Below are 20,694 nucleotides of genomic sequence, written 5' to 3' on the forward strand. Positions count from 1 at the left end.
GAAAAGTGCGGTATTTTTATTAATATTTTTTCAAATTTACGTTTTTTATTTTTCTAGTCCAATTATTCGTTTCTGTGAACTGGCTCACAAAAACGAAAAAACGTAATAAGTATGCAAAATCTAATAATTGCACCAATCTCAAAATCTTCGCAAACTGTTCGTCAGCAAACATTCCTTTGTTCAACCAAAATGAGGTGTCTTATGAAAATTAAAACTGCATTACTAACTCTCGCAACGACAATTACTCTTGCTTTTAGTCAAGGTGTCATCGCCAAAGATCTCAAAATCGGTATGTCGATTGATGATTTACGTTTAGAACGCTGGCAAAAAGACCGTGATATTTTTGTCAATAAGGCGGAATCACTTGGTGCTAAAGTATCTGTTCAATCTGCTAATGGTGATGCACAAGCACAAATTTCGCAAATTGAAAATATGTTAAATCGGGGTATTGATGTATTGGTAATTATTCCATTTAACGGTGAAGTGTTAAGCAATGTGATTGCGGAAGCGAAAAAAGAAGGGGTGAAAGTCTTGGCGTATGATCGCTTGATTAATAATGCGGATATCGACTTTTATATTTCCTTTGACAATGAAAAAGTCGGTGAATTACAGGCTCAAAGCATTGTCGAGAAAAAACCAGAAGGTAATTATTTCTTAATGGGCGGTTCACCTGTGGATAACAATGCGAAATTATTCCGCAAAGGGCAAATGAAAGTGTTACAACCGTTAATTGATAGCGGCAAAATTAAAGTCGTGGGCGATCAATGGGTGGATTCTTGGTTAGCTGAAAAAGCCTTACAAATTATGGAAAATGCCTTAACCGCCAATAAAAACAATATTGATGCGGTTGTGGCTTCTAATGATGCGACTGCGGGTGGGGCAATTCAGGCATTAAGTGCGCAAGGTTTATCTGGTAAAGTGGCGATTTCTGGGCAAGATGCGGATTTAGCCGCGATTAAACGGATTATTGATGGTACTCAAACGATGACGGTGTATAAACCGATTACTACGTTGGCAGATAAAGCAGCAGAAATTTCTGTAGCATTAGGTAAAAATGAAAATGTGCAATCCAATAGTACGTTGAATAATGGCTTAAAAGATGTGCCCGCCTATTTGTTAGATCCGATAGCTGTCACTAAAGATAATATTGATGAAACAGTAATTAAAGATGGCTTCCACAAAAAAGAAGCAGTATATCAATAAGTGAAAAGTGCGGTAGAAAATTAAAAAATTTTTGGTTTTCTTACCGCACTTTAACCGATATGGAGAAAACGGGTATGGCAAATTTATTGGAAATGCATAATATCACCAAAAAATTTGGTGATGTGGTAGCGTTAAATAATATTTCCATTTCCTTAGAAATGGGCGAAATTCTGTCATTGTGTGGCGAAAATGGTTCGGGTAAATCTACGCTGATGAAAGTGTTATGTGGCATTTATCCACACGGTGATTTTCAAGGCGAGATTACTTTTGCAGGCGAAAAACTGGTCGCTAAAAATATCAAAGATACGGAGTCAAAAGGCATTTCGATTATTCATCAGGAATTGACCTTAGTAAAACAGATGTCCGTGTTGGAAAATATGTTTTTAGGCAATGAAATTACTCAATTTGGCATAACCAACGACAATGAAATGTACCTGCGTTGTCAAACCTTGCTGGAACAGGTGCAACTTGATGTGGATCCCAACACGAAAGTGAGCCAATTAGGTTTAGGGCAACAACAGTTGGTGGAAATAGCCAAAGCCTTAAATAAACAAGTACGGTTACTGATTCTTGATGAACCCACTGCCTCACTGACAGAAAAAGAAACGGCAATTTTATTAAATCTGGTCAAAGAGTTAAAAGCACATAATATTGCTTGTATTTATATTTCACACAAACTCAATGAAGTAAAAGCCATTTCTGACAAGATTTGTGTCATTCGAGACGGAGAGCATATTGGTACACATTTAGCCACAGACTTAAGCGAAGATAACATTATTACCATGATGGTAGGGCGTGAAATCACTTCGCTTTATCCTGTTGAACCCCATGAGATTGGCGAAGAAATTTTGCGAGTGGAAAATCTTAACGCATGGCATACCATCAACACACATATTAAACGGGTAGATAATGCCCATTTCGCCTTACACAAAGGGGAAATTTTAGGCGTAGCAGGGCTTGTAGGATCAGGACGAACCGAAATGGCACAATGTCTGTTTGGTTCTTATTTAGGCAAATATCAAGGCGATATTTATCTTGAAAATCAAAAAGTAGAGATTAAAAACTGCACGCAAGCCATTGAACGCCATATTGTTATGGTACCTGAAGATCGCAAAAAACATGGCATTGTTCCCATTATGTCGGTGGGTAAAAATATTACACTGGCGGCATTACCCCAATTTTGTTTTGGCAAAAAAGTGATTAATGAACCGCTGGAAGAAACCATTATTAATCAATCTATTGCTAAATTGAAAGTCAAAACCGCTAGCGTAGATCTTGCCATTGGGCGGTTAAGTGGTGGTAATCAACAAAAAGCGATTTTAGCCAAATGTTTATTGCTCAACCCTAAGATCTTGATTTTAGATGAACCCACTCGGGGTATTGACGTGGGGGCGAAATATGAAATTTATAAATTGATTAATCAATTAGCACAACAAGGCATCGCTATCATCGTGATTTCATCGGAATTGCCCGAAGTGTTGGGGATTAGTGATCGAGTGTTAGTCATGCACCAAGGCAAAATCAAAGCCGATTTAATCAATGATAATTTAACCCAAGAACAAGTGATGGAAGCCGCTCTTAAGGAGACATTATGAACAAATTTAAATCCATTAATTTGCAGATGTATATTCTGCTTATCGCCATCGTGGTCATTATGGTGTTTTTCTCATTTTTAACCGATGGGGCCTATTTAAGTGCCAGAAATATTTCCAACTTACTACGCCAAACGTCCATTACAGGCATTTTGGCGATTGGTATGGCGTTTGTGATCATTGCTGCCGAAATTGATTTATCGGTAGGATCACTCATGGGCTTATTAGGTGGCTTTGCAGCAATTACCAACGTGTGGTGGGGCTGGCCATTGTCTTTGACGATAATTGTTACCTTAGTGTTAGGATTATTACTTGGTGCATGGAATGGCTGGTGGATAGCCTATCAAAAAGTCCCCGCCTTTATTGTGACCCTTGCCGGTATGCTGGCTTTCCGTGGTATTTTAATTGGTCTAACCAACGGCACAACCGTTTCTCCCATTAGCCACGAAATGACTGCCATTGGACAAGGCTATTTATCTGATATTGTGGGGATGTTGATTGGTGTGGCAGCATTAGGCTGTTTTGCCCTTTGGGTTAGTTATCAGCGTAAAGTTCGTCAACGGCTCAATCTTCCCGTTCCAACGCTAAGCAAAGAAACAGCAAAATATGGGATAATCGCCGTTTTAGTGTTGGGTGCCATTTATCTACTTAATGATTATCGTGGCGTGCCATTCCCTGTATTATTGCTTGCCTTGCTTACCATCATCGGCACATTTGTGGCTCGTAAAACAACCTTTGGTCGCAGTGTTTATGCCATTGGTGGCAATATTGATGCAGCGAAATTATCAGGCATTGGCGTTGAAAAAGTCAGACTCACAATTTTTGCCATTAATGGCTTTCTGGTGGCAATTGCAGGATTGATTTTAAGTGCAAGACTGGGAGCAGGCGCCCCATCTGCAGGGCAAAGTGCTGAAATGGATGCTATAGCTTCTTGTGTCATTGGTGGAGCCAGTTTGGCAGGTGGAATTGGTAGTATTTACGGCGTGGTGGTTGGTGCGTTCATTATTGCTTTATTAGACAATGGCATGAGTATGCTAGATGTTCCAACTTTTTGGCAATATATCATTAAAGGGGCAATTTTATTGCTTGCAGTATGGTTTGATACGATGAGTAAGAAAAAAGTGTAAAATAAGGCAAGTTAAGCACCGTTTGTGAAAACTGCGGTGCTTTTTTGTATTGTTTTGCAAAATAATCTTTTTTATCTTATAGTTATCCGGAAACAAAGGAGAACCAAAATGTCACGACAACACGACAAAGTCGCCCTTCTATTCAATGCCAACAAAATCTATGATCGTGGTGTAATAGAAGGTGTTGGACAATATATTCAAGCGTCTCAATGTAGTTGGGATATTTTTGTGGAAGACGATTTTGTCTATCATCGCAACACCATTGAAAGTCTGTCCATTGATGGTATTATTGCGGATTTTGATGATCCTGAAACCGTGGAATTATTGCAAAATGTCAACGTTCCGATTATCGCCGTGGGTGGTTCATACCAAAATCCTCGCTTTTATCCCGATTTACCTTATGTGGCTACTGATAATTACGCCTTAGTGGAAATGGCGTTTTTGCATTTAAAACAAAAAGGGATTAACCGCTTTGCGTTTTATGGCTACCCAGCGGATACACCAAAACATTGGGCGTTAGAAAGACAACATGCCTTTTTACAGTTAATGGAAAAATATGAACAGGAATCCTATTATTATTTAGGCGATCAGACCCATTCACATAATTGGGTTGAATCTCAAGAGAAATTAGCTCAGTGGATTAAAACCCTGCCTGATTACACTGGTATTATTGCAGTAACCGATGCCAGAGCCAGACATTTACTACAAGCCTGTGAACATCTCAAAATTGCCGTACCTGAACAATTATGTATTATCGGCATTGATAACGAAGAATTAATTCAATACCTTTCTCGTATTTCCCTGTCTTCTGTACAACAAGGTACGGCACAAATTGGTTATCAAGCAGCAAAATTGTTGCATAAATGCTTGAACGGTATAAAGGTTGCTCATAAACCTTTACTGATTGCACCTTTAAAAGTCGCAGAAAGACGATCCACCGATTATCGTTCATTACAAGATCCTTTTGTAATTCAAGCAATGCACTTTATTCGCCAGAAAGCTTGCCATGGTATCAAAACCGAACAAGTACTGGATCATTTACATATTTCTCGTTCCAATTTAGAAGCTCGTTTCAAACAAGAAATGGGTAAAACCATTCATCAGGTAATTCATGAAGAAAAGCTCGCCCGAGCTCAGTATCTACTTCAATCTACTGATGTATCTATTCAAGAAATCGCAGAAATTTGCGGTTATCCATCATTACAATATTTTTATGCGGTGTTTAAGAAAGAATTCGGAGTAACGCCGAAAGAATTTCGATAATCTTTTTATTAATTATTTGACATATTTTTATCCAATCTAATAATGCAGTAATCTGATTATATTTAATCATTAGGATTGCAAATATTCATTTTTGTGATCCAGATCACAGTTTTTATTTTTTCGTTGCTTTATACTAACCGCCATCAAATAACCGAGATGATGATCATGAAAGTATTAGTCATTGCTGATGATTTTACTGGTGCTAACGACACAGGCTTACAGTTTCACCAACAACATATTAGCGTCGATGTGCTATTGAGTGAGTTTACTCAATATCAAGGCACAGCGGAGGTTGTGGTGGTGAATACGGATAGTCGGGCGATGAATTGTGCTGATGCACAACAAGCGATTTATCAAGTGTTCGCCCATGCAAAAGCGGAACAGGTTTATAAAAAAATTGATTCCACCTTGCGTGGCAATATTGGGGCAGAGCTTGCCGCTTGTTTGTCGGCGAGTGAACGTAAAATCGCCTTTGTATGTTCTGCGTTACCAAAAGCAGGGCGTGTGGTGCGTGATGGGATTTTATATGTGAATGATGTGCCGTTGTTAGAAACAGAATTTGCCACCGATCCCAAAACGCCGATTGTGTCGTCCAGCGTAAAAGCAATTATTGGCTGCCAAACAGATGTGCCTGTTTTTGAATTTAAAAAAATAGCGGAAAAAAACACCGCAGTTTCGGCGATTTATTCCATTATGGCGGAAAAGACTCAAGCGATTATCAGCTTTGATGCGGAAAGTGAACAGGATTTACAGCACATTGCCGAGCTAATTAAGGAAGTAAATCAACCTTGTATCGTAGCAGGTTCATCAGGGTTGGCTCAGTCTATTGCGGCAGGTTTAAGCAAAAAACCGATATTGTTTGTGGTGGGTTCTATGAGTGAAGTGAGTGGCAAGCAGGTGGATTATATTAAGGATAATGCACAGGTGGCAACACTGGCGATCAATATTAAAAATTTACTGCAAGATCAATGGTATATCAAAACGCTGATGTTATCCGCAAAAGCCGTGCTGAATAATCATCAACATTTATTGTTGAAAACCGAAAGTTCGCTCAATGACAGACTGAATATCTCGCTACTTTGTGCGGAGTTAAATTGTAGCCGTACGGAATTGGGCAATCAAATTAGCCAAAAAATCGCTTTATTCGTCAGTCAGTTATTAGAACAACAACAGTATCAATTTTCAGTGTTATTTTTAACAGGTGGCGACATTGCCTTTGCGGTGGCAAAACAGTTGCAATTAGATCATTACCAAATTGCTGGGAAAATTGAAGCAGGCGTGCCTTATGGCTATTTCCCCAACAGCCGAATTTCCGCCATTCCCGTGATTACTAAGGCAGGCGGTTTTGGATCCGTGCCATTGTTACAACGAATTTTAGACTATTTTAACTAAGGAGTTTTTATGCAACCGATTTTAGCGATCACCATGGGCGATGCGGCAGGCATTGGCCCGGAAGTGGTGATTAAAGCATTGGAAGATAAGCGGATTTATGAGCTGGCACACATTGTGGTGGTGGGTGATTTTAAGATTATGCAACGGGCATTAGCCATTGTGAAATCCGATCTGAAACTTCGCAAAGTGGCAAACGTGGACGAACTTAACAGCGAATTTGGCTACATTGATATTTTGGATTTAGACAATTTGCCTGCGGATTTGCCGTTCGCCCAAGTCAGTGGCGAAGCCGGGCTTGCCGCCTATGAATATATTGAAAAAGCGGTGGGCTTGGCTATGGAGAAAAAAATTCACGCCATTGTCACCGCCCCGTTAAATAAAGAAGCCTTGCACGCTGGCGGCAAGATTTTCCCTGGACACACAGAGATTTTGGCAGAACTGAGTGGCACTAAAGATTTTTCAATGATGTTGACCAGCGAAAGATTGAACGTCATTCATGTCACCACCCATGTGTCTATGCGGCAGGCGTGCGATTTGATTAAAACCGAGCGGATTTCTACCGTGATTGATCTTGCTCAAGAATACGCACAAATGCTTGGCTTTGCTGAACCGAGAATTGCGGTGGCGGGCTTTAATGCTCACGCTGGCGAACATGGTTTGTTTGGCGATGAAGACGAAAAAGAAATCGTACCAGCGGTGAAAGCAGCCCTTGCTAGGGGCTTAAATGTGCAAGGTCCACTGCCGCCCGATACATTGTTCCACCGTGCGGTGAATCTTGATGAATTTGATATGGTGGTGGTGATGTACCACGATCAGGGACATATTCCGATTAAATTAATCGGCTTTGAAAGCGGCGTAAACGTGACCACAGGCTTGCCATTTATCCGCACATCGGTGGATCACGGCACGGCGTTCCCCATTGCAGGAAAGGGCGTGGCAGACAGTCGTAGCATGACCGAAGCCTTGTATTTAGGTGCCAAAATGGCGAATCAGAAATTTGCGAAATAAGGAGCTACTATGTCTAAAGAACAGTTTAAACCAAAAGGTATCGTTGCCCCCGTGCTAACTGCATTGGACGACAACGAAAAATTCAATCCGCAAGCCTATCAAGAATACATTGATTATTTGATTAAGGCAGGGATTCACGGCATTTTTCCCTTAGGCACAAACGGCGAGTTTTATGCCTTTAATCAACAGGAAAAATTGGAGATTATTCAAGCCGCCGTGGAAGCCGTGGACGGGCGAGTGCCAGTGTATGCAGGAACAGGCTGTATTACCACCAAAGAAACTATTGAATTTTCTAATCAAGTAAAAGACTTAGGCGTGGACGTATTGTCGGTGATTTCGCCCTATTTTGTGTCCGTTAGCCAAGATGATTTATATCGTCATTTTGACACCGTGGCGAAAAATGTGGATGCCCCAATTTTGATGTACAACATTCCTGCTCGCTCAGGCAACAATATTGAAGCCAGCACAGTGAAAAAATTAGCCCAAGCCAACGCCAATATTATCGGCATTAAAGACAGCAGTGGTAATTTTGATAATTCCTTGAAATATATTGAAAATACCACCGAGAATTTGGCTGTGATGGCTGGCAGTGATTCGTTGATTTTATGGACATTGTTAGCTGGTGGCACAGGGGCGATTAGTGGCTGTTCCAACGTGTTCCCTGAATTAATGGTGTCTATTTACGAATATTGGCAACAAGGCGATTTTGCCAACGCCAACGCTGCTCAAAAGAAAATCCGAGCATTTCGCAATGTGATGCAAATGGGCAATCCAAATTCTGTGGTAAAACGTGCCGTACTTTTACGCGGACATAACGTAGGCCCAGCAAGAGAACCGTCAAACTGCGTGAACGAAGTGATTGATCGGGCGTTGTTGGATGTGTTTAAACTTTATTAAGCGGAGAAAAAAATGACAGCGATTTATTCCTTATTTAATCCAAGCAAAGTCATTGGCGGTGCGGGCAACCTTAGCCAAATTGCTGATGTAATCAAAGGCTATAACGCCACAAATGTAGTATTAATTACCGATGAAGGCGTATTTAAAGCAGGGTTAATCAATAAGCCAAAACAGTTGTTAGAACAGGCAGGTATTGGCGTGCATATTATTAGCAATGTGCCACCTGAACCGCCAATTTCCGCTGTGAATGAGATTTTTGAGCAATCCGTCAAATGCAATGCTGAAGCTGTGATTGGATTGGGTGGCGGCAGTGCGATGGATACCGCTAAATTAGTGGCGTTAATGTTGAATAATAAAGATATTGCATTAACGGAAGTCACTTCTGGAGCGAAAAAATTTGTTCATCGCAGTTTGCCAACTTTGATGATCCCAACCACATCTGGCACTGGTTCGGAAGCAACACAAAATTCTATTGTGTTGGATACAGAACGTGAGCTCAAAATTGGCGTAGTCGATGAAAAATTGGTGGCAAGTGCGGTGATCTTAGATGCGGAATTAACGCTCAGTTTGCCAAAACATATTACCGCAAACACTGGGATTGATGCCTTATGCCATGCGATTGAGTGTTACATTTCCAAAAAATCATCGCCATTTAGCGAGATGTTCGCTTTAAAAGCAGTGGAATTAATCACCAAAAATATTCGCACCGCATTTAACCACGGAACAGATATTCAAGCTCGTGAAAATATGTTGCTAGGTTCGTTTTTAGGTGGAGCTTGTATTGCCACATCCAGCACCGTAGCCGTCCATGCTTTATCTTATCCGTTAGGCGGAAAATATCATATTCCACACGGCTTATCTAATGCCATTTTATTGCCTGACGTGATGAAATTTAATTTGCCTGTATGTGAAGAAAAATTTGCCAATGTGGCGTTTGCTATGGGATTAGATGTACAAGGACTGACCCAGCGACAAGCGGCAGAAAAAATGATTGATGAGCTTTATGCGTTAATTCGTGATCTTGAGATTAAGTGCGATTTAACCGCCGTTGGCATTAATGAAGATGTGTTAGATGAATTATCCGAAGCAGCATTAAGCGTGAAAAGATTGTTAGATAATAACCCAAAACCAATGAATAAAGATGATATAAAAACCATTTATCGCAAATTAATTGCATAACCAAACCACAAATGAGAGGATCAAAAATATGCGTAAATTTAACCGCACTTTAAAAGTACTTTTCTCTACTCTGGTGTTTTCTGCCAGCGTTTCCGCTAATGTTGAGAGCAGTTTGATTAGTCAGCCACCGGGCAATGGTTGGTACACTTATGCCACCACATTCAGCCGTTTAATTCCTGAAGCAACCAACAATGAATTTAAATTAAAAGTGATTCCACGTGGGGGTGGTATGACCAATCCTGTGGTAGTGAACGATGCCAAAGCAGATTTTGGTTTTGCCACATCTAATGCCATCGTGTGGGCAAGAGACGGTATTACCGAATTATATGAAGGCAAACCCAACAAAGATTTGCGTTTAATCTTTGACGGCATGCAAGAAGGGCATACTATCGTAGTCGCTCGTAAATCTTGGGTAGAATCCACCGGCAATGACAGCTTAGAGAAAATTGTTAATGCGGATAAAGTGGTGATTGCCACCAAACCAACAGGCTCACAAGTGCCAATTATTGTAGATTTTATTTTTAAATCTCTTGGTACGGATTTTGAAACCATGAAAGCCAAAGGTAAAGTGGTACAAATCAGTAGCGGACAAGCCAGCCAAATGTTGCGTGATAACACCATTGATGTGTATATTGACAACGTGCCAGCGATGCACCCGAATTTGACGGAAATCACTTTAACCAATGATATGGTGTATATTCCTTATCCACAAAAAGTGCTTGATGATTTAGCCAAATTGGGCTTGCCAACAGGAACAATGCCAGCGGATACTTATCGTGGTCAAACCGCAGATTACATCAATCCAGTGAGTGCCACCGTATTTGTGACACATGCGAAAGAAGATGAAAACACGGTTTACCAAGTCACTAAAGCCTTAGTGGAAAATCAAGCTAAACTTAAAGAAACTCACCCACCACTTGCGTTCTGGAAACCAGAAAATATTGCCAAAAACGCAGGTATTTTTGAACTCCACCCAGGAGCAGCAAAATATTTCCGTGAGCAAGGTTGGATCAAATAACCCCTTGCAATCTCTAGCGTAATGGCATCTATTTTTGGTTGCCATTACGCCCACATCTCACATAAGTAAATAAAGGGTATTTCTATGACATACGCTAATTTCTTAAAATTGCTTTCTGCTGTGCTGGGCATCGGTTATATTGCCTTTTTATTACAGCAATTTTTTGCCCCCATGTCGCCGTTAATGGCTGCCAGTGTCCATGTTTATATGGCAACGGCGCTGGTGTTTTGCTTTCAGCCTTTGACATTTAAAGATGACAAATTACCTTGGTTAAGCCGAGCGATTGATTTATGTTGTATTGGGGTAACGCTTTATATTTGTTACCATTATTACACTTCTACGGCAAGATTAGAATCTCGTCTTGAAATGATTGATGATGTATTGTTTGCTGATAAATTCGCTTTTGTAGCAGGACTTTTAATGCTGTTTGAAGCCGTCAGACGATCTGTGGGATTTTCCTTGCTTTCCGTGGTGATTGTTTTTGTTCTTTATGGATCTTTCGGTCCTTATTTCCCTGGATGGACAGCCTTTGAAGGCTTTTCATTAGACACGATGGCAGAATTAATCAGCATGCAAACCGAAGGGATCTTTGGGATTACAGCAAGTACTGCGATAAACTTTGTGTTTTATTTCGTGTTGTTTGGTTGTGTATTTACCATGACGGGCGGTGGTTCAGTATTTATTGATTTAGCCATGAAAGCGACAGCTCGTTTAACAGGCGGATCAGCGAAAATGTCCCTATTGGGTTCAGCCTTATTTGGTATGGTCAGCGGTTCTGCAGTAGCTAATACCACATCTACGGGCGTACTCACCATTCCGATTATGCAACGCTCAGGCTACACCAAAGAACAAGCTGCTGCTACCGAAGCCATTGCTTCCACTGGCGGACAATTAATGCCACCCGTTATGGGTATTGCCGCTTTCGTGATGGCGGATATGTTAGGGATTCCTTACGTTGAAATTGCCGCTGCTGGCTTAATTCCTGCCGTTGCCTTTTACTTTGCTTTATTCGTTATTGTGGATTTACGAGCGAGAAAAACAGGAGTAGGTAATATCAATGCTAAAGATTTGGTGATTGAGCCGATTTTACCAAGAATCCATTTACTGTTTTCACCATTGTTATTAGTGGTGGCATTAGTGGCTGGTTATTCCGCTCCCTATGCTGCCTTTGTGGGAGCAGTGATCGCTTTGCTTGCACCTTTGTTACGCAAAAATACACGTTATAATCTCAAAGAAATTTATCCAATGCTAATTGATACCGCCAAACAAATGGCGTGGGTATCTGTGCCGTTGGCATCAGTTGGGATTATTATGGTGGTGGCAACTCAATCTAACCTTGCTTTTAAATTCGTTGAGATTTTAAGCGATGTGGGGACAGGCAATCTGTATTTATCCCTACTTATGGTGATTCTTGGTTGTATCATTATGGGTATGGGCTTACCGACTGTGGCAGCCTATATTATTGGTGCGATTATTTTTGCTCCCGCCTTAACGGATATGGGGATTGATAAATTAGCCGCCAATATGTTTATTATGTATTACTGCGTGCTTTCAATGGTGACTCCACCAGTGGCACTTTGTTCTTATGCTGCCGCAGCCATTGCCAACAGTGATTCATCAAAAACAGGTTTTATTGCTTTCTCATACGCACTGGTGATTTTCTTAATTCCATTCAGCTTTATCAGCGATCCCGTGGTGTTATGGAAAGGCAGCATGGGAGCAATTTTAATTGCTTTTGTAGGTATGCTTGTTGCCACATTCTGCTGGGCAGTATTCCTACAAGGCTGGCTCAAGAAAAATCTCAACTGGGTCGAAAGAATCATTTTCTTAGCCATCAGTTTAGGTATTGTGCTAGAAAAATCTAACACGCTACTTTGGTTTGTTTTCTTAGGTGTCGCCGCTGTGATGATTGCTTGGTGTTGGAAATCAGGCTCAGTTAAAAACAAACTCGCTCAAGCATAATAAAAAGGAAGAATAACAATGACATTAACAACAAATAACGACGTTGTCGCTGACGGCAAAGTGAATGCCATTAATGAATATATCAGTACAGCCATGATCCCTGTACTCTGTCCACAAAACCACGCATCCAACTTGTTTGAATTGCCAAACGGCGATTTACTTTGCACTTGGTTTGGTGGCACGCAAGAAGGTGTGGCAGATATTTCCATTTATCTTGCTCGTTTAGAAAAAGGCAGCAAACAGTGGTCAACCCCACAAAAATTGTCTGACGATCCCACTCGTTCCGAGCAAAACCCGATTTTATTTCTTGCTCCCGATAATGTGTTATGGTTACTTTGGACTGCACAAATTTCAGGCAATCAAGATACGGCTATTGTGAGATGCCGAAAATCTCGTGATTTTGGCGTAACTTGGGGAAACATTGAAACCCTATTAGATCAGTCTGGTACTTTTGTTCGTCAACCGATAGTGGTATTAAACAATGGCGATTGGTTGTTGCCTGTGTTTTATTGCGTGGTTGAGCAAGGGGAAAAATGGGTCGGCAATAACGATTATAGTGCGGTGAAAATTTCGTCAGATTTCGGCAAAACATGGCGAGATGTCATCGTGCCAAATAGCGTAGGTTGCGTTCACATGAATATCACCTTGGCAAAAAATGGATCGCTGATTGCGTTATTCCGTAGCCGTTGGGCGGATCATATTTATCGCAATGTGTCTGATGACAATGGTAATACTTGGTCAGATCCTGTGCCAACCACATTGCCTAATAATAATTCATCTATTCAAGTAACGACTTTATCTAACGGCGATTTGGCTTTAGTGTTCAATAATTCTAGCCAGCTAGATGCCACAGAACGCAGAACATCGCTTTATGATGAAATTGAAGATGAATCCGCAGACGACAAAGTGATGATAAATCAAACCAAACACGGCAAAACCGCATTTTGGGGAGCTCCACGAGCCCCAATGAGTTTAGCCATTTCGCCAGACTTAGGCTTAACTTGGCAAGTGGTGAAAAACCTTGATGAAGGTGATGGTTATTGTATGAGCAATAATTCCCAACAAAAAATTAATCGGGAATTTTCCTACCCAAGCATTATTCAAGGGCAAGATGGCACGATTCATATTAGCTACACTTATTTCCGCCAAGCGATTAAATATGTCCGCATTACAGACGTGAATTTAATTAAGGAATAACCATGATCGCTGGAAATTTAAATCAATTAGCGTTGGCATCTTTGCCAGTTGAATTAGCTAACATATTAGCCGAACCCGAAGTGAGTTTTTCCAACTTGATTACATTGGCAGACGGAAAATATGAAAAACAAGGGGAATCGTGGTTTTATACGGTCGGTGATTTTCAAACATCACCGAAATCAGCTCGCCATACCGAATATCACAAGGAATATTTGGATATTCAGGTGGTATTGAATGGCGAAGAAATTATTGGCTACCAATTAGAAAATGTGATTAATAGCCCATTGCCAGAGAAAAAGCCCGATTTTTACTTGCTAGAAAATCCACAACTGAACAATGAAATTCATTTAAAAGCAGGGGATTTTGCAATTTTCTACCCAGGTGAGCCACATCAAGCGTTGTGCATGGTGAATGAGCCAAAGACTGTTCGTAAGGCAGTGTTTAAAGTGCCAAAAGGGTTGGTTAAATAGGCATGGAATAAAGGTGATCATTGTAGTCACCTTTTTATTTGAATTGCAACCTGTCATTTGTTAGAATTATGCCACCAATAATCAGTGACTGTAAATAATGAGCAAGACGGACAAATTACTACAAAAATTAAGGAAAGAACCGCCCCCTAGAAATTTTACATGGGAAGAACTGAAAACATTATTGATTGGACTAGGCTTTGTTGAACAACAAGGTAATGGTTCAAGAGTAAAATTTGTGCATGCTGAATTACAATATCCCATTAGTTTGCATAAACCACACCCTGGTAATGAATTGAAATTATATGTTGTTGAGCAAGTTAAAATTGCCTTAGACGAATTAAAACTAAATTAGGTGGAAATATGGAAAAAGTACTTGAATATAAAGGTTTTATCGGTAGTATTGAATTTTCTCTAGATGATAATGTGCTTTATGGTAAATTATTATATATCAATGGGTTAGTCACTTATGAAGGGCGAGATTTAGAAGAATTACGTCAAGAATTTCAACTCGCAGTGGATGATTATCTTGAGTTTTGCCAAACGCAAAATATTCAACCATTAAAATCATTTAATGGTAAATTTAACGTCAGAATTTCCCCTGATTTACACCAAAAAGTAGCCTTTATTGCCGCTAAACAAGGCGTTGCACTTAATGCCGTAATTAGCCAAGCCATTGAAAATGAAGTGCGACATTCAGCTCGGTTGTAAACATCGCCTAGCATTTGACGATAGTCTTAAATAGGATTGAAATAAAGGTTATCATTGTGATAACCTTTTAATTAAAGTTAGGAAGAATCTAGCTGTAATCAATATGTTAATAAACATTTCCATTAAACAAGGAGTATAGTATGTTAAAATCCAAACTACTGTTAGTGGCATTATTGTCAACATGCTCACTTACTGCGGTGGCTAATACTACGGATATTGAAACCTTACAGCCACAAACTAATTATCAACAGTTGATAACGCAACGACAGGTTGTTGATCAATTAATTGAACAGGCTGTCAATATTCAAAAGTCGCCTGCGAGAGTTTCTCACGCTGGGTTTACGGCTAAATTGCCAAGTAACATGGAAAGAATAGCTGAGCTATTATTGCAAGCATACGAATTAGAACCTTACCGAGTTGATTTTTTATTTGGTGCGGCAAATGCGAATATTTATAATGGCAATGTAGATAAAGCAATCCCTTTGTATGAGAAAGTATTAACTATTGCACCTGATGATGTGAAAGCGCATATTTATCTTGCTAGTTGGTATCGTTTTAAACAAAATAAAACGGAAAGTGAAAAATATTTTGCACGCCTTAAACAATTATCCCCCGAAAAAGCCAGTTTGTTAGCGAAAGTATTTACATTGATTGATCATAATGCAAATCAGCCTATTGTAGATAAATTAGATAACTCTTTAGGAGACGATTCAGCCATAATTACCTTGGGCTATGCACTCAATCCTGATGGTTCAATGCACGATATTCTTATTCAGCGACTAGAAAAAACCCTTGAATTAGCGAAGCAAAATCCACAGAGTTTAATTATTGTTACTGGTGGTGTACCACAAAATAATCATACCGAAGGTGATTTGATGAAACAGTGGTTAATCAGTAAAGGCATACCTGAAAAACAAATCTATGCGGATAATTATGCAACGTCTTCCGTTGATAATGCCCTTTTTTCTCGCTATGCCCTTGCTAAACACCACATAAAAAACGCCGTTTTGATTAGTTCTGGAAGCCATGTTAGACGTGGACAAACCTTATTTGAAATTGCTTTATGGGAAAGCGGACCTACAGATATTAAATTACAAAGCGTTTCCGCTTTAGATAAGCCTTTAGAAGAATTACAGAAAATTGCTGAAAAAGACTTATTGGGAATTTATCGTGATAGCTTAAAAACACTCGGCTTGCCGACTTTTAATAGCGGTGTATTACACGATTAAAGAGTACATTAGATAGGTGATCAAAAATTTGATCACCTTTTTATTATAAGAATATCACCAACGATATACTTTTAAATATGCCGTAACTTCTGATGTTCATATACAAATCTAGCATATTGTTTATTTATAACAGATAAAATATACAAAATATTTTTAAAAACTATTTTTACATCTTGAATGTGTAATAATTCCCAACAAAAAATTAATCGGGAATTTTCGTACCCAAGTATTATTCAAGGACAAAACGGCACGATTCATATTAGCTACACTTATTTCCGCCAAGCGATTAAATATGTCCGCATTACGGACGTAAATTTAGTTAAGGAATAACCATGATCGCTGGAAATTTAAATCAATTAGCATTGGCATCTTTGCCTGTTGAGTTAGCTAGAATATTAGCCGAACCCGAAGTGATTTTTTCTAACTTAGTTAAATTGGCAGACGGAAAATATCAAAAACAAGGGGGAATCGTGGTTTTATACGGTCGGTGATTTTCAAACATCACCGAAATCATCACGCCATACCGAATATCACAAGGAATATTTGGATATTCAGGTGGTGTTAAATGGCGAAGAAATTATTGGCTACCAATTAGAAAATGTCATTAATAGCCCGTTGCCAGAGAAAAAGCCCGATTTTTACTTGCTTGAAAATCCACAACTGAACAATGAAATTCATTTAAAAGTAGGCGATTTTGCGATTTTCTACCCAGGCGAACCACATCAAGCGTTGTGTATGGTAAATGAGCCAAAGACTGTTCGTAAAGCGGTGTTTAAAGTGCCGACAACAATTTTGAAAATAACTTAATAGCATTAATAAAAAATAGGTAATTAGTTTATGTAATTACCTACTATTTTAATTTATGCGTTATCTAAATAAGCAATAAATTCTCGATCTGTCAGCCATATCATCTGATAAAACTGTTTGTCGTTACTTTTATAACAGATCAAAGCAAAAAATTCACATAATGACCTGACCTTGTCATTCTGAAATACACAAATGAAACAACAATGATCTATCAGTTATAACTTATCAGTCATAATGGTATTTTCATTTAAATTAAGTAAGTTGCAGATTCACATCATTAAATCCGCCCAATTCTTCCACCATCTTATCTTCCAGCCCCGAATCTGTAATAATATCCGACAGCTCATTTAGTGAGCTGGCGTGGAATAAGGAAAATTTGCCATATTTACTGCTATCTGCCACCAATACTTTGCGTGTGGCGTTTTGCAGCAACAATCTTTTTAAACAGGCTTTTTCTTCCGTAGGGGCGGTAATACCTTGTGCAGCACTCCAAGAATTGCAACTCACAAAGGCAAAATCAGGATAAATATTTTGTAATAATTGTGTGGTTTGATTGCCGATACAAGATTGGCTGCTGGTATCAATTTTTCCTCCCGTCATGATCACTTCCATTTGTTTATATTCTGAAAGTAACAGAGCAATATGTAAATCTGTGGTGATAACTCGCAGTGGAATATGGCTAATTTTTCTTGCAATACAAAGGGTTGTAGTACCAGCATCTAATACAATCGCATCACCTGCTTTAAGCAAAGAAACCGCATAATCGGCAATACGTTCTTTCTCCGCAATTTGTTTTAACTTTTTCTCATCGGTAGTGGGCTGAAACGGCACAAATTGGTTTAATGCCACGCCACCGTGCGTACGAATAATAGATCCTTCCTGATCTAACTTAATCAAATCCCGGCGAATAGTGGCGGGTGATGAATCCGTCACTTTGACCAACTGCTCAACTGTTGCCATATTATGGCTTTTGAGATAAAGCAAAATCAATTCTTGTCGTTCTTGATACATAATCTTTCCTAATTCAACATCTTCTTCAACTGATACAAATAGCTCAATGCCTGTTTTGGGCTTAACTCATCTGGATCGAGTTTTTCTAACATTTCTAACACTTCGTTTTTAGTTTCATCTTCATTTAATAAAGGTAACTCTGCCTGCAGAGATAAAATGTCAGATTTTTTTACCGCACTTTTGCTTGATAATTTCTCAAGCTGAGTTAATTTTTGTTTTGCCAGCTTAATCACATTTTGTGGCACACCCGCTAAAGCTGCCACGGCTAAACCATAACTTTTACTGGCGGCACCGTCTTGTACGCTGTGCATAAAGGCAATGCTGTTATTATGTTCTAGGGCATCTAAATGCACATTCATTGTGCCAGCAATCTGTTCTGGCATGGCAGTAAGTTCAAAATAATGGGTAGCAAATAGCGTTAAACTACGAATCTTTTTAGCTAACCATTCGGCACAAGCCCACGCCAGTGATAAACCGTCATAGGTAGATGTGCCACGTCCTATTTCATCAATCAAGACTAAACTTTGTGCGGTGGCTTGATGGAGGATATTTGCCATTTCGGTCATTTCTACCATAAAAGTGGATCGTCCCGATGCCAAGTCGTCACTTGCCCCAATACGGGTGAAAATACGATCAATAGGACCAATCACTGCTCGTTCTGCGGGGACGAAACTACCGATATATGCCATTAAGGTAATCAATGCGGTTTGTCGCATATAGGTACTTTTACCGCCCATATTTGGTCCCGTGATAATCAATAAATGACGCTGTTGATTGAGTTCTACAGGGTTGGCAATAAAAGGGTCTTTCAATACTTGTTCTACCACAGGGTGGCGACCATTTTCAATTTTTACCCCAATTTCATCGCTAAATTCAGGTTGCACGTAATTTAGCGTTTCTGCCCGTTCGCTCAAATTAACCAATACATCTAACTCAGCAAGGGTAAGACTGGCTAATTGTAGATCACCTAAGTGTGGTAGAATTTGATCGAAAATTTCATCATAAAGCTGCTTTTCTAACGCCAAACTTGCCCCTTTGGCTTTGAGGACTTTATCTTCGTACGTTTTTAATTCAGGAATAATATAACGTTCGGCATTCTTCAAGGTTTGACGGCGAACATAGTGAATCGGTGCTTTGTGAGCTTGCCCTTGGCTAATTTGAATGTAGTAACCATGTACCGCATTAAATCCGACTTTCAAGGTATCAATCCCTGTGGTTTCTCGTTCACGGCGTTCTAAATCTTCTAAATATTGGGTTGCCCCTTGGGCTAGACTTCGCCATTCGTCTAATTCTGCATGATAGCCTTCGGCGATCACGCCACCGTCACGGATTAACAGAGGCGGATTGTCAATAATCGCCCGTTCCAGCAAATCTAAAATGCGTGGAAATTCGCTAATTGATAAGGAAAGTGCGGTGAATTTTGGTGAAATTTTGAGAACTTGATTAATTTCGGGTAATTGTGCCAACGCCAAACGTAAACGAGAAAAATCTCTTGGGCGAGCGGTGCGTAACGCAACTCGAGCTAAAATCCGTTCCATATCGCCCACTTGTTGCAACAAGGGTTGTAGTTGAGCAATTAAATCAAATTGCAAGATTTCCGCAATATAGCTATGGCGTAAACGTAACTTTTCCACTTGACGAATGGGTTGATGTAACCAACGTTTTAATAAACGGCTCCCCATGGGTGTAACACATTTATCCAACACCGCAGACAAGGTATTTTCGCTCCCACCAGTTAAATTTTGGGTCAGTTCAAGATTGCGTCTGGTGGCGGCATCTAATTGAATATTCTCATTATTTTGGATTAAACTGATACTTTGAATATGGGGTAATGCAGTACGTTGGGTATCCCTGACATATTGAATTAAACAGCCTGCGGCACACAAACCGAGAATCGCTTTTTCAACCCCAAAAGCAGTGAGATTTTGCGTACCGAATTGACGATTAAGTAACTGTATAGCGGTCGCTAATTCAAATTCCCAAATAGGACGGCGGCGTAAACCCTTGCTGTTGGCAAGCATATCCATTTCAGCAAAATCTTCGCAATACAATAATTCGGCAGGCGCTAAACGTTGTAATTCGGCTTTTAAGGTTTCTTTATTTTCAGGTTCGCTAATTTGAAAACGCCCTGAACTCATGTCAATGCTGGCTAAACCAAATTTATCTTTTTCTTGATAAACCGCCACAATCAAATTATCTAAACGTTCAGGTAACAGATTTTCATCACTCACCGTACCAGGTGTGACGATGCGTACAATTTTCCGCTCAACAGGACCTTTACTGGTAGCAGGATCGCCAATTTGTTCACAAATCGCCACGCTCTCGCCCAACTGTACTAATTTTGCTAAATAGCCCTCTACCGCATGATATGGCACGCCTGCCATAGGAATCGGCTCTCCTGCGGAAGCTCCCCGTTTCGTCAGTGAAATATCTAACAGGCTTGACGCTTTTTTAGCATCATCATAAAACAACTCATAAAAATCGCCCATGCGATAAAACAACAGAATATCGGGATTTTCTGCTTTTAGCGTTAAATATTGTTTCATCATGGGGGTGTGATTTTCAAAATTCTGCATAAAAAACTCATTGAGATTAGAAATGTTTAGCGAGATTATAGCAAAAAGTGCGGTG

At 39.8% G+C, this 20,694-nt stretch carries 20 protein-coding genes; 18 read left to right on the top strand and 2 right to left on the bottom strand.

What is annotated here, in order from left to right:
- Nucleotides 1–201: 201 nt before the first annotated feature.
- From xylF to O1Q79_RS08745, 18 genes are all read left to right on the top strand, one after another.
- Nucleotides 202–1,203 (top strand): D-xylose ABC transporter substrate-binding protein, encoded by a 1,002-nt coding sequence (xylF, locus tag O1Q79_RS08660; protein ID WP_386691756.1) that lies wholly within the window; start codon nt 202–204, stop codon nt 1,201–1,203.
- Between the two features lie 74 nt (nt 1,204–1,277).
- A complete protein-coding gene (xylG, locus tag O1Q79_RS08665) occupies nt 1,278–2,798 on the top strand; it encodes a D-xylose ABC transporter ATP-binding protein (protein ID WP_386691758.1) in 1,521 nt (506 codons plus the stop codon).
- The gene (locus O1Q79_RS08670) at nt 2,795–3,922 is read left to right on the top strand and encodes a sugar ABC transporter permease (protein ID WP_132299789.1); all 1,128 of its coding nucleotides are present in this window, start codon (nt 2,795–2,797) and stop codon (nt 3,920–3,922) included. Before xylG ends, O1Q79_RS08670 begins: the two co-directional genes overlap by 4 nt.
- A gap of 108 nt (nt 3,923–4,030) precedes the next feature.
- The gene (locus tag O1Q79_RS08675) at nt 4,031–5,185 is read left to right on the top strand and encodes a XylR family transcriptional regulator (RefSeq protein WP_132299787.1); all 1,155 of its coding nucleotides are present in this window, start codon (nt 4,031–4,033) and stop codon (nt 5,183–5,185) included.
- A gap of 156 nt (nt 5,186–5,341) precedes the next feature.
- Nucleotides 5,342–6,577, top strand: a complete 1,236-nt coding sequence (locus O1Q79_RS08680) for a four-carbon acid sugar kinase family protein (RefSeq protein WP_386691761.1) — start codon at nt 5,342–5,344, stop codon at nt 6,575–6,577.
- A gap of 9 nt (nt 6,578–6,586) precedes the next feature.
- Nucleotides 6,587–7,585: a 4-hydroxythreonine-4-phosphate dehydrogenase PdxA gene (gene pdxA / locus O1Q79_RS08685; protein ID WP_386691763.1), complete on the top strand. Its 999-nt coding sequence runs from the start codon at nt 6,587–6,589 to the stop codon at nt 7,583–7,585.
- A 9-nt stretch (nt 7,586–7,594) separates the two neighbouring features.
- Complete coding sequence (locus O1Q79_RS08690; protein WP_386691765.1) at nt 7,595–8,482, top strand: dihydrodipicolinate synthase family protein; 888 nt, start codon at nt 7,595–7,597, stop codon at nt 8,480–8,482.
- 12 nt (nt 8,483–8,494) lie between these two features.
- On the top strand, nt 8,495–9,661 hold the full coding sequence (locus O1Q79_RS08695) for an iron-containing alcohol dehydrogenase (protein ID WP_386691767.1): 1,167 nt from the start codon (nt 8,495–8,497) through the stop codon (nt 9,659–9,661).
- 28 nt (nt 9,662–9,689) lie between these two features.
- The gene (locus O1Q79_RS08700) at nt 9,690–10,679 is read left to right on the top strand and encodes a TAXI family TRAP transporter solute-binding subunit (RefSeq protein WP_153985268.1); all 990 of its coding nucleotides are present in this window, start codon (nt 9,690–9,692) and stop codon (nt 10,677–10,679) included.
- Nucleotides 10,680–10,763: 84 nt separating this feature from the next.
- Nucleotides 10,764–12,641 (top strand): TRAP transporter permease, encoded by a 1,878-nt coding sequence (locus tag O1Q79_RS08705; protein WP_386691769.1) that lies wholly within the window; start codon nt 10,764–10,766, stop codon nt 12,639–12,641.
- 18 nt (nt 12,642–12,659) lie between these two features.
- Nucleotides 12,660–13,838 carry an exo-alpha-sialidase gene (locus O1Q79_RS08710; RefSeq protein WP_386691771.1) on the top strand — a complete coding sequence of 393 codons (1,179 nt, stop codon included), beginning with the start codon at nt 12,660–12,662 and terminating at the stop codon, nt 13,836–13,838.
- A 2-nt stretch (nt 13,839–13,840) separates the two neighbouring features.
- On the top strand, nt 13,841–14,308 hold the full coding sequence (locus O1Q79_RS08715) for a YhcH/YjgK/YiaL family protein (RefSeq protein WP_386691773.1): 468 nt from the start codon (nt 13,841–13,843) through the stop codon (nt 14,306–14,308).
- A 97-nt stretch (nt 14,309–14,405) separates the two neighbouring features.
- Nucleotides 14,406–14,660 (top strand): type II toxin-antitoxin system HicA family toxin, encoded by a 255-nt coding sequence (locus O1Q79_RS08720; RefSeq protein WP_153985262.1) that lies wholly within the window; start codon nt 14,406–14,408, stop codon nt 14,658–14,660.
- Between the two features lie 8 nt (nt 14,661–14,668).
- Nucleotides 14,669–15,016 carry a type II toxin-antitoxin system HicB family antitoxin gene (locus O1Q79_RS08725; protein ID WP_386691776.1) on the top strand — a complete coding sequence of 116 codons (348 nt, stop codon included), beginning with the start codon at nt 14,669–14,671 and terminating at the stop codon, nt 15,014–15,016.
- Nucleotides 15,017–15,156: 140 nt separating this feature from the next.
- Nucleotides 15,157–16,245, top strand: coding sequence for an ElyC/SanA/YdcF family protein (locus O1Q79_RS08730; protein WP_386691778.1), 1,089 nt, complete (start codon nt 15,157–15,159; stop codon nt 16,243–16,245).
- A gap of 177 nt (nt 16,246–16,422) precedes the next feature.
- Nucleotides 16,423–16,575, top strand: a complete 153-nt coding sequence (locus O1Q79_RS08735; protein WP_386691780.1) for a hypothetical protein — start codon at nt 16,423–16,425, stop codon at nt 16,573–16,575.
- Between the two features lie 2 nt (nt 16,576–16,577).
- Nucleotides 16,578–16,736: a hypothetical protein gene (locus O1Q79_RS08740; protein WP_386691782.1), complete on the top strand. Its 159-nt coding sequence runs from the start codon at nt 16,578–16,580 to the stop codon at nt 16,734–16,736.
- Nucleotides 16,696–17,052 (top strand): YhcH/YjgK/YiaL family protein, encoded by a 357-nt coding sequence (locus tag O1Q79_RS08745; protein ID WP_386693383.1) that lies wholly within the window; start codon nt 16,696–16,698, stop codon nt 17,050–17,052. Before O1Q79_RS08740 ends, O1Q79_RS08745 begins: the two co-directional genes overlap by 41 nt.
- A gap of 252 nt (nt 17,053–17,304) precedes the next feature.
- Here the strand turns inward: O1Q79_RS08745 and O1Q79_RS08750 are convergent, their stop codons facing one another.
- Together O1Q79_RS08750 and mutS are read right to left on the bottom strand one after the other, a co-directional pair.
- Entirely contained in the window at nt 17,305–18,063 is a 759-nt protein-coding gene (locus tag O1Q79_RS08750) for a DeoR/GlpR family DNA-binding transcription regulator (RefSeq protein ID WP_386691784.1), read from the bottom strand.
- A gap of 8 nt (nt 18,064–18,071) precedes the next feature.
- Nucleotides 18,072–20,639 (bottom strand): DNA mismatch repair protein MutS, encoded by a 2,568-nt coding sequence (gene mutS / locus O1Q79_RS08755; protein ID WP_386691786.1) that lies wholly within the window; start codon nt 20,637–20,639, stop codon nt 18,072–18,074.
- Nucleotides 20,640–20,694: the final 55 nt, after the last annotated feature.

Origin of the sequence: Lonepinella sp. MS14434, assembly GCF_042468235.1 — a bacterium.
GTDB lineage: Bacteria > Pseudomonadota > Gammaproteobacteria > Enterobacterales > Pasteurellaceae > Lonepinella.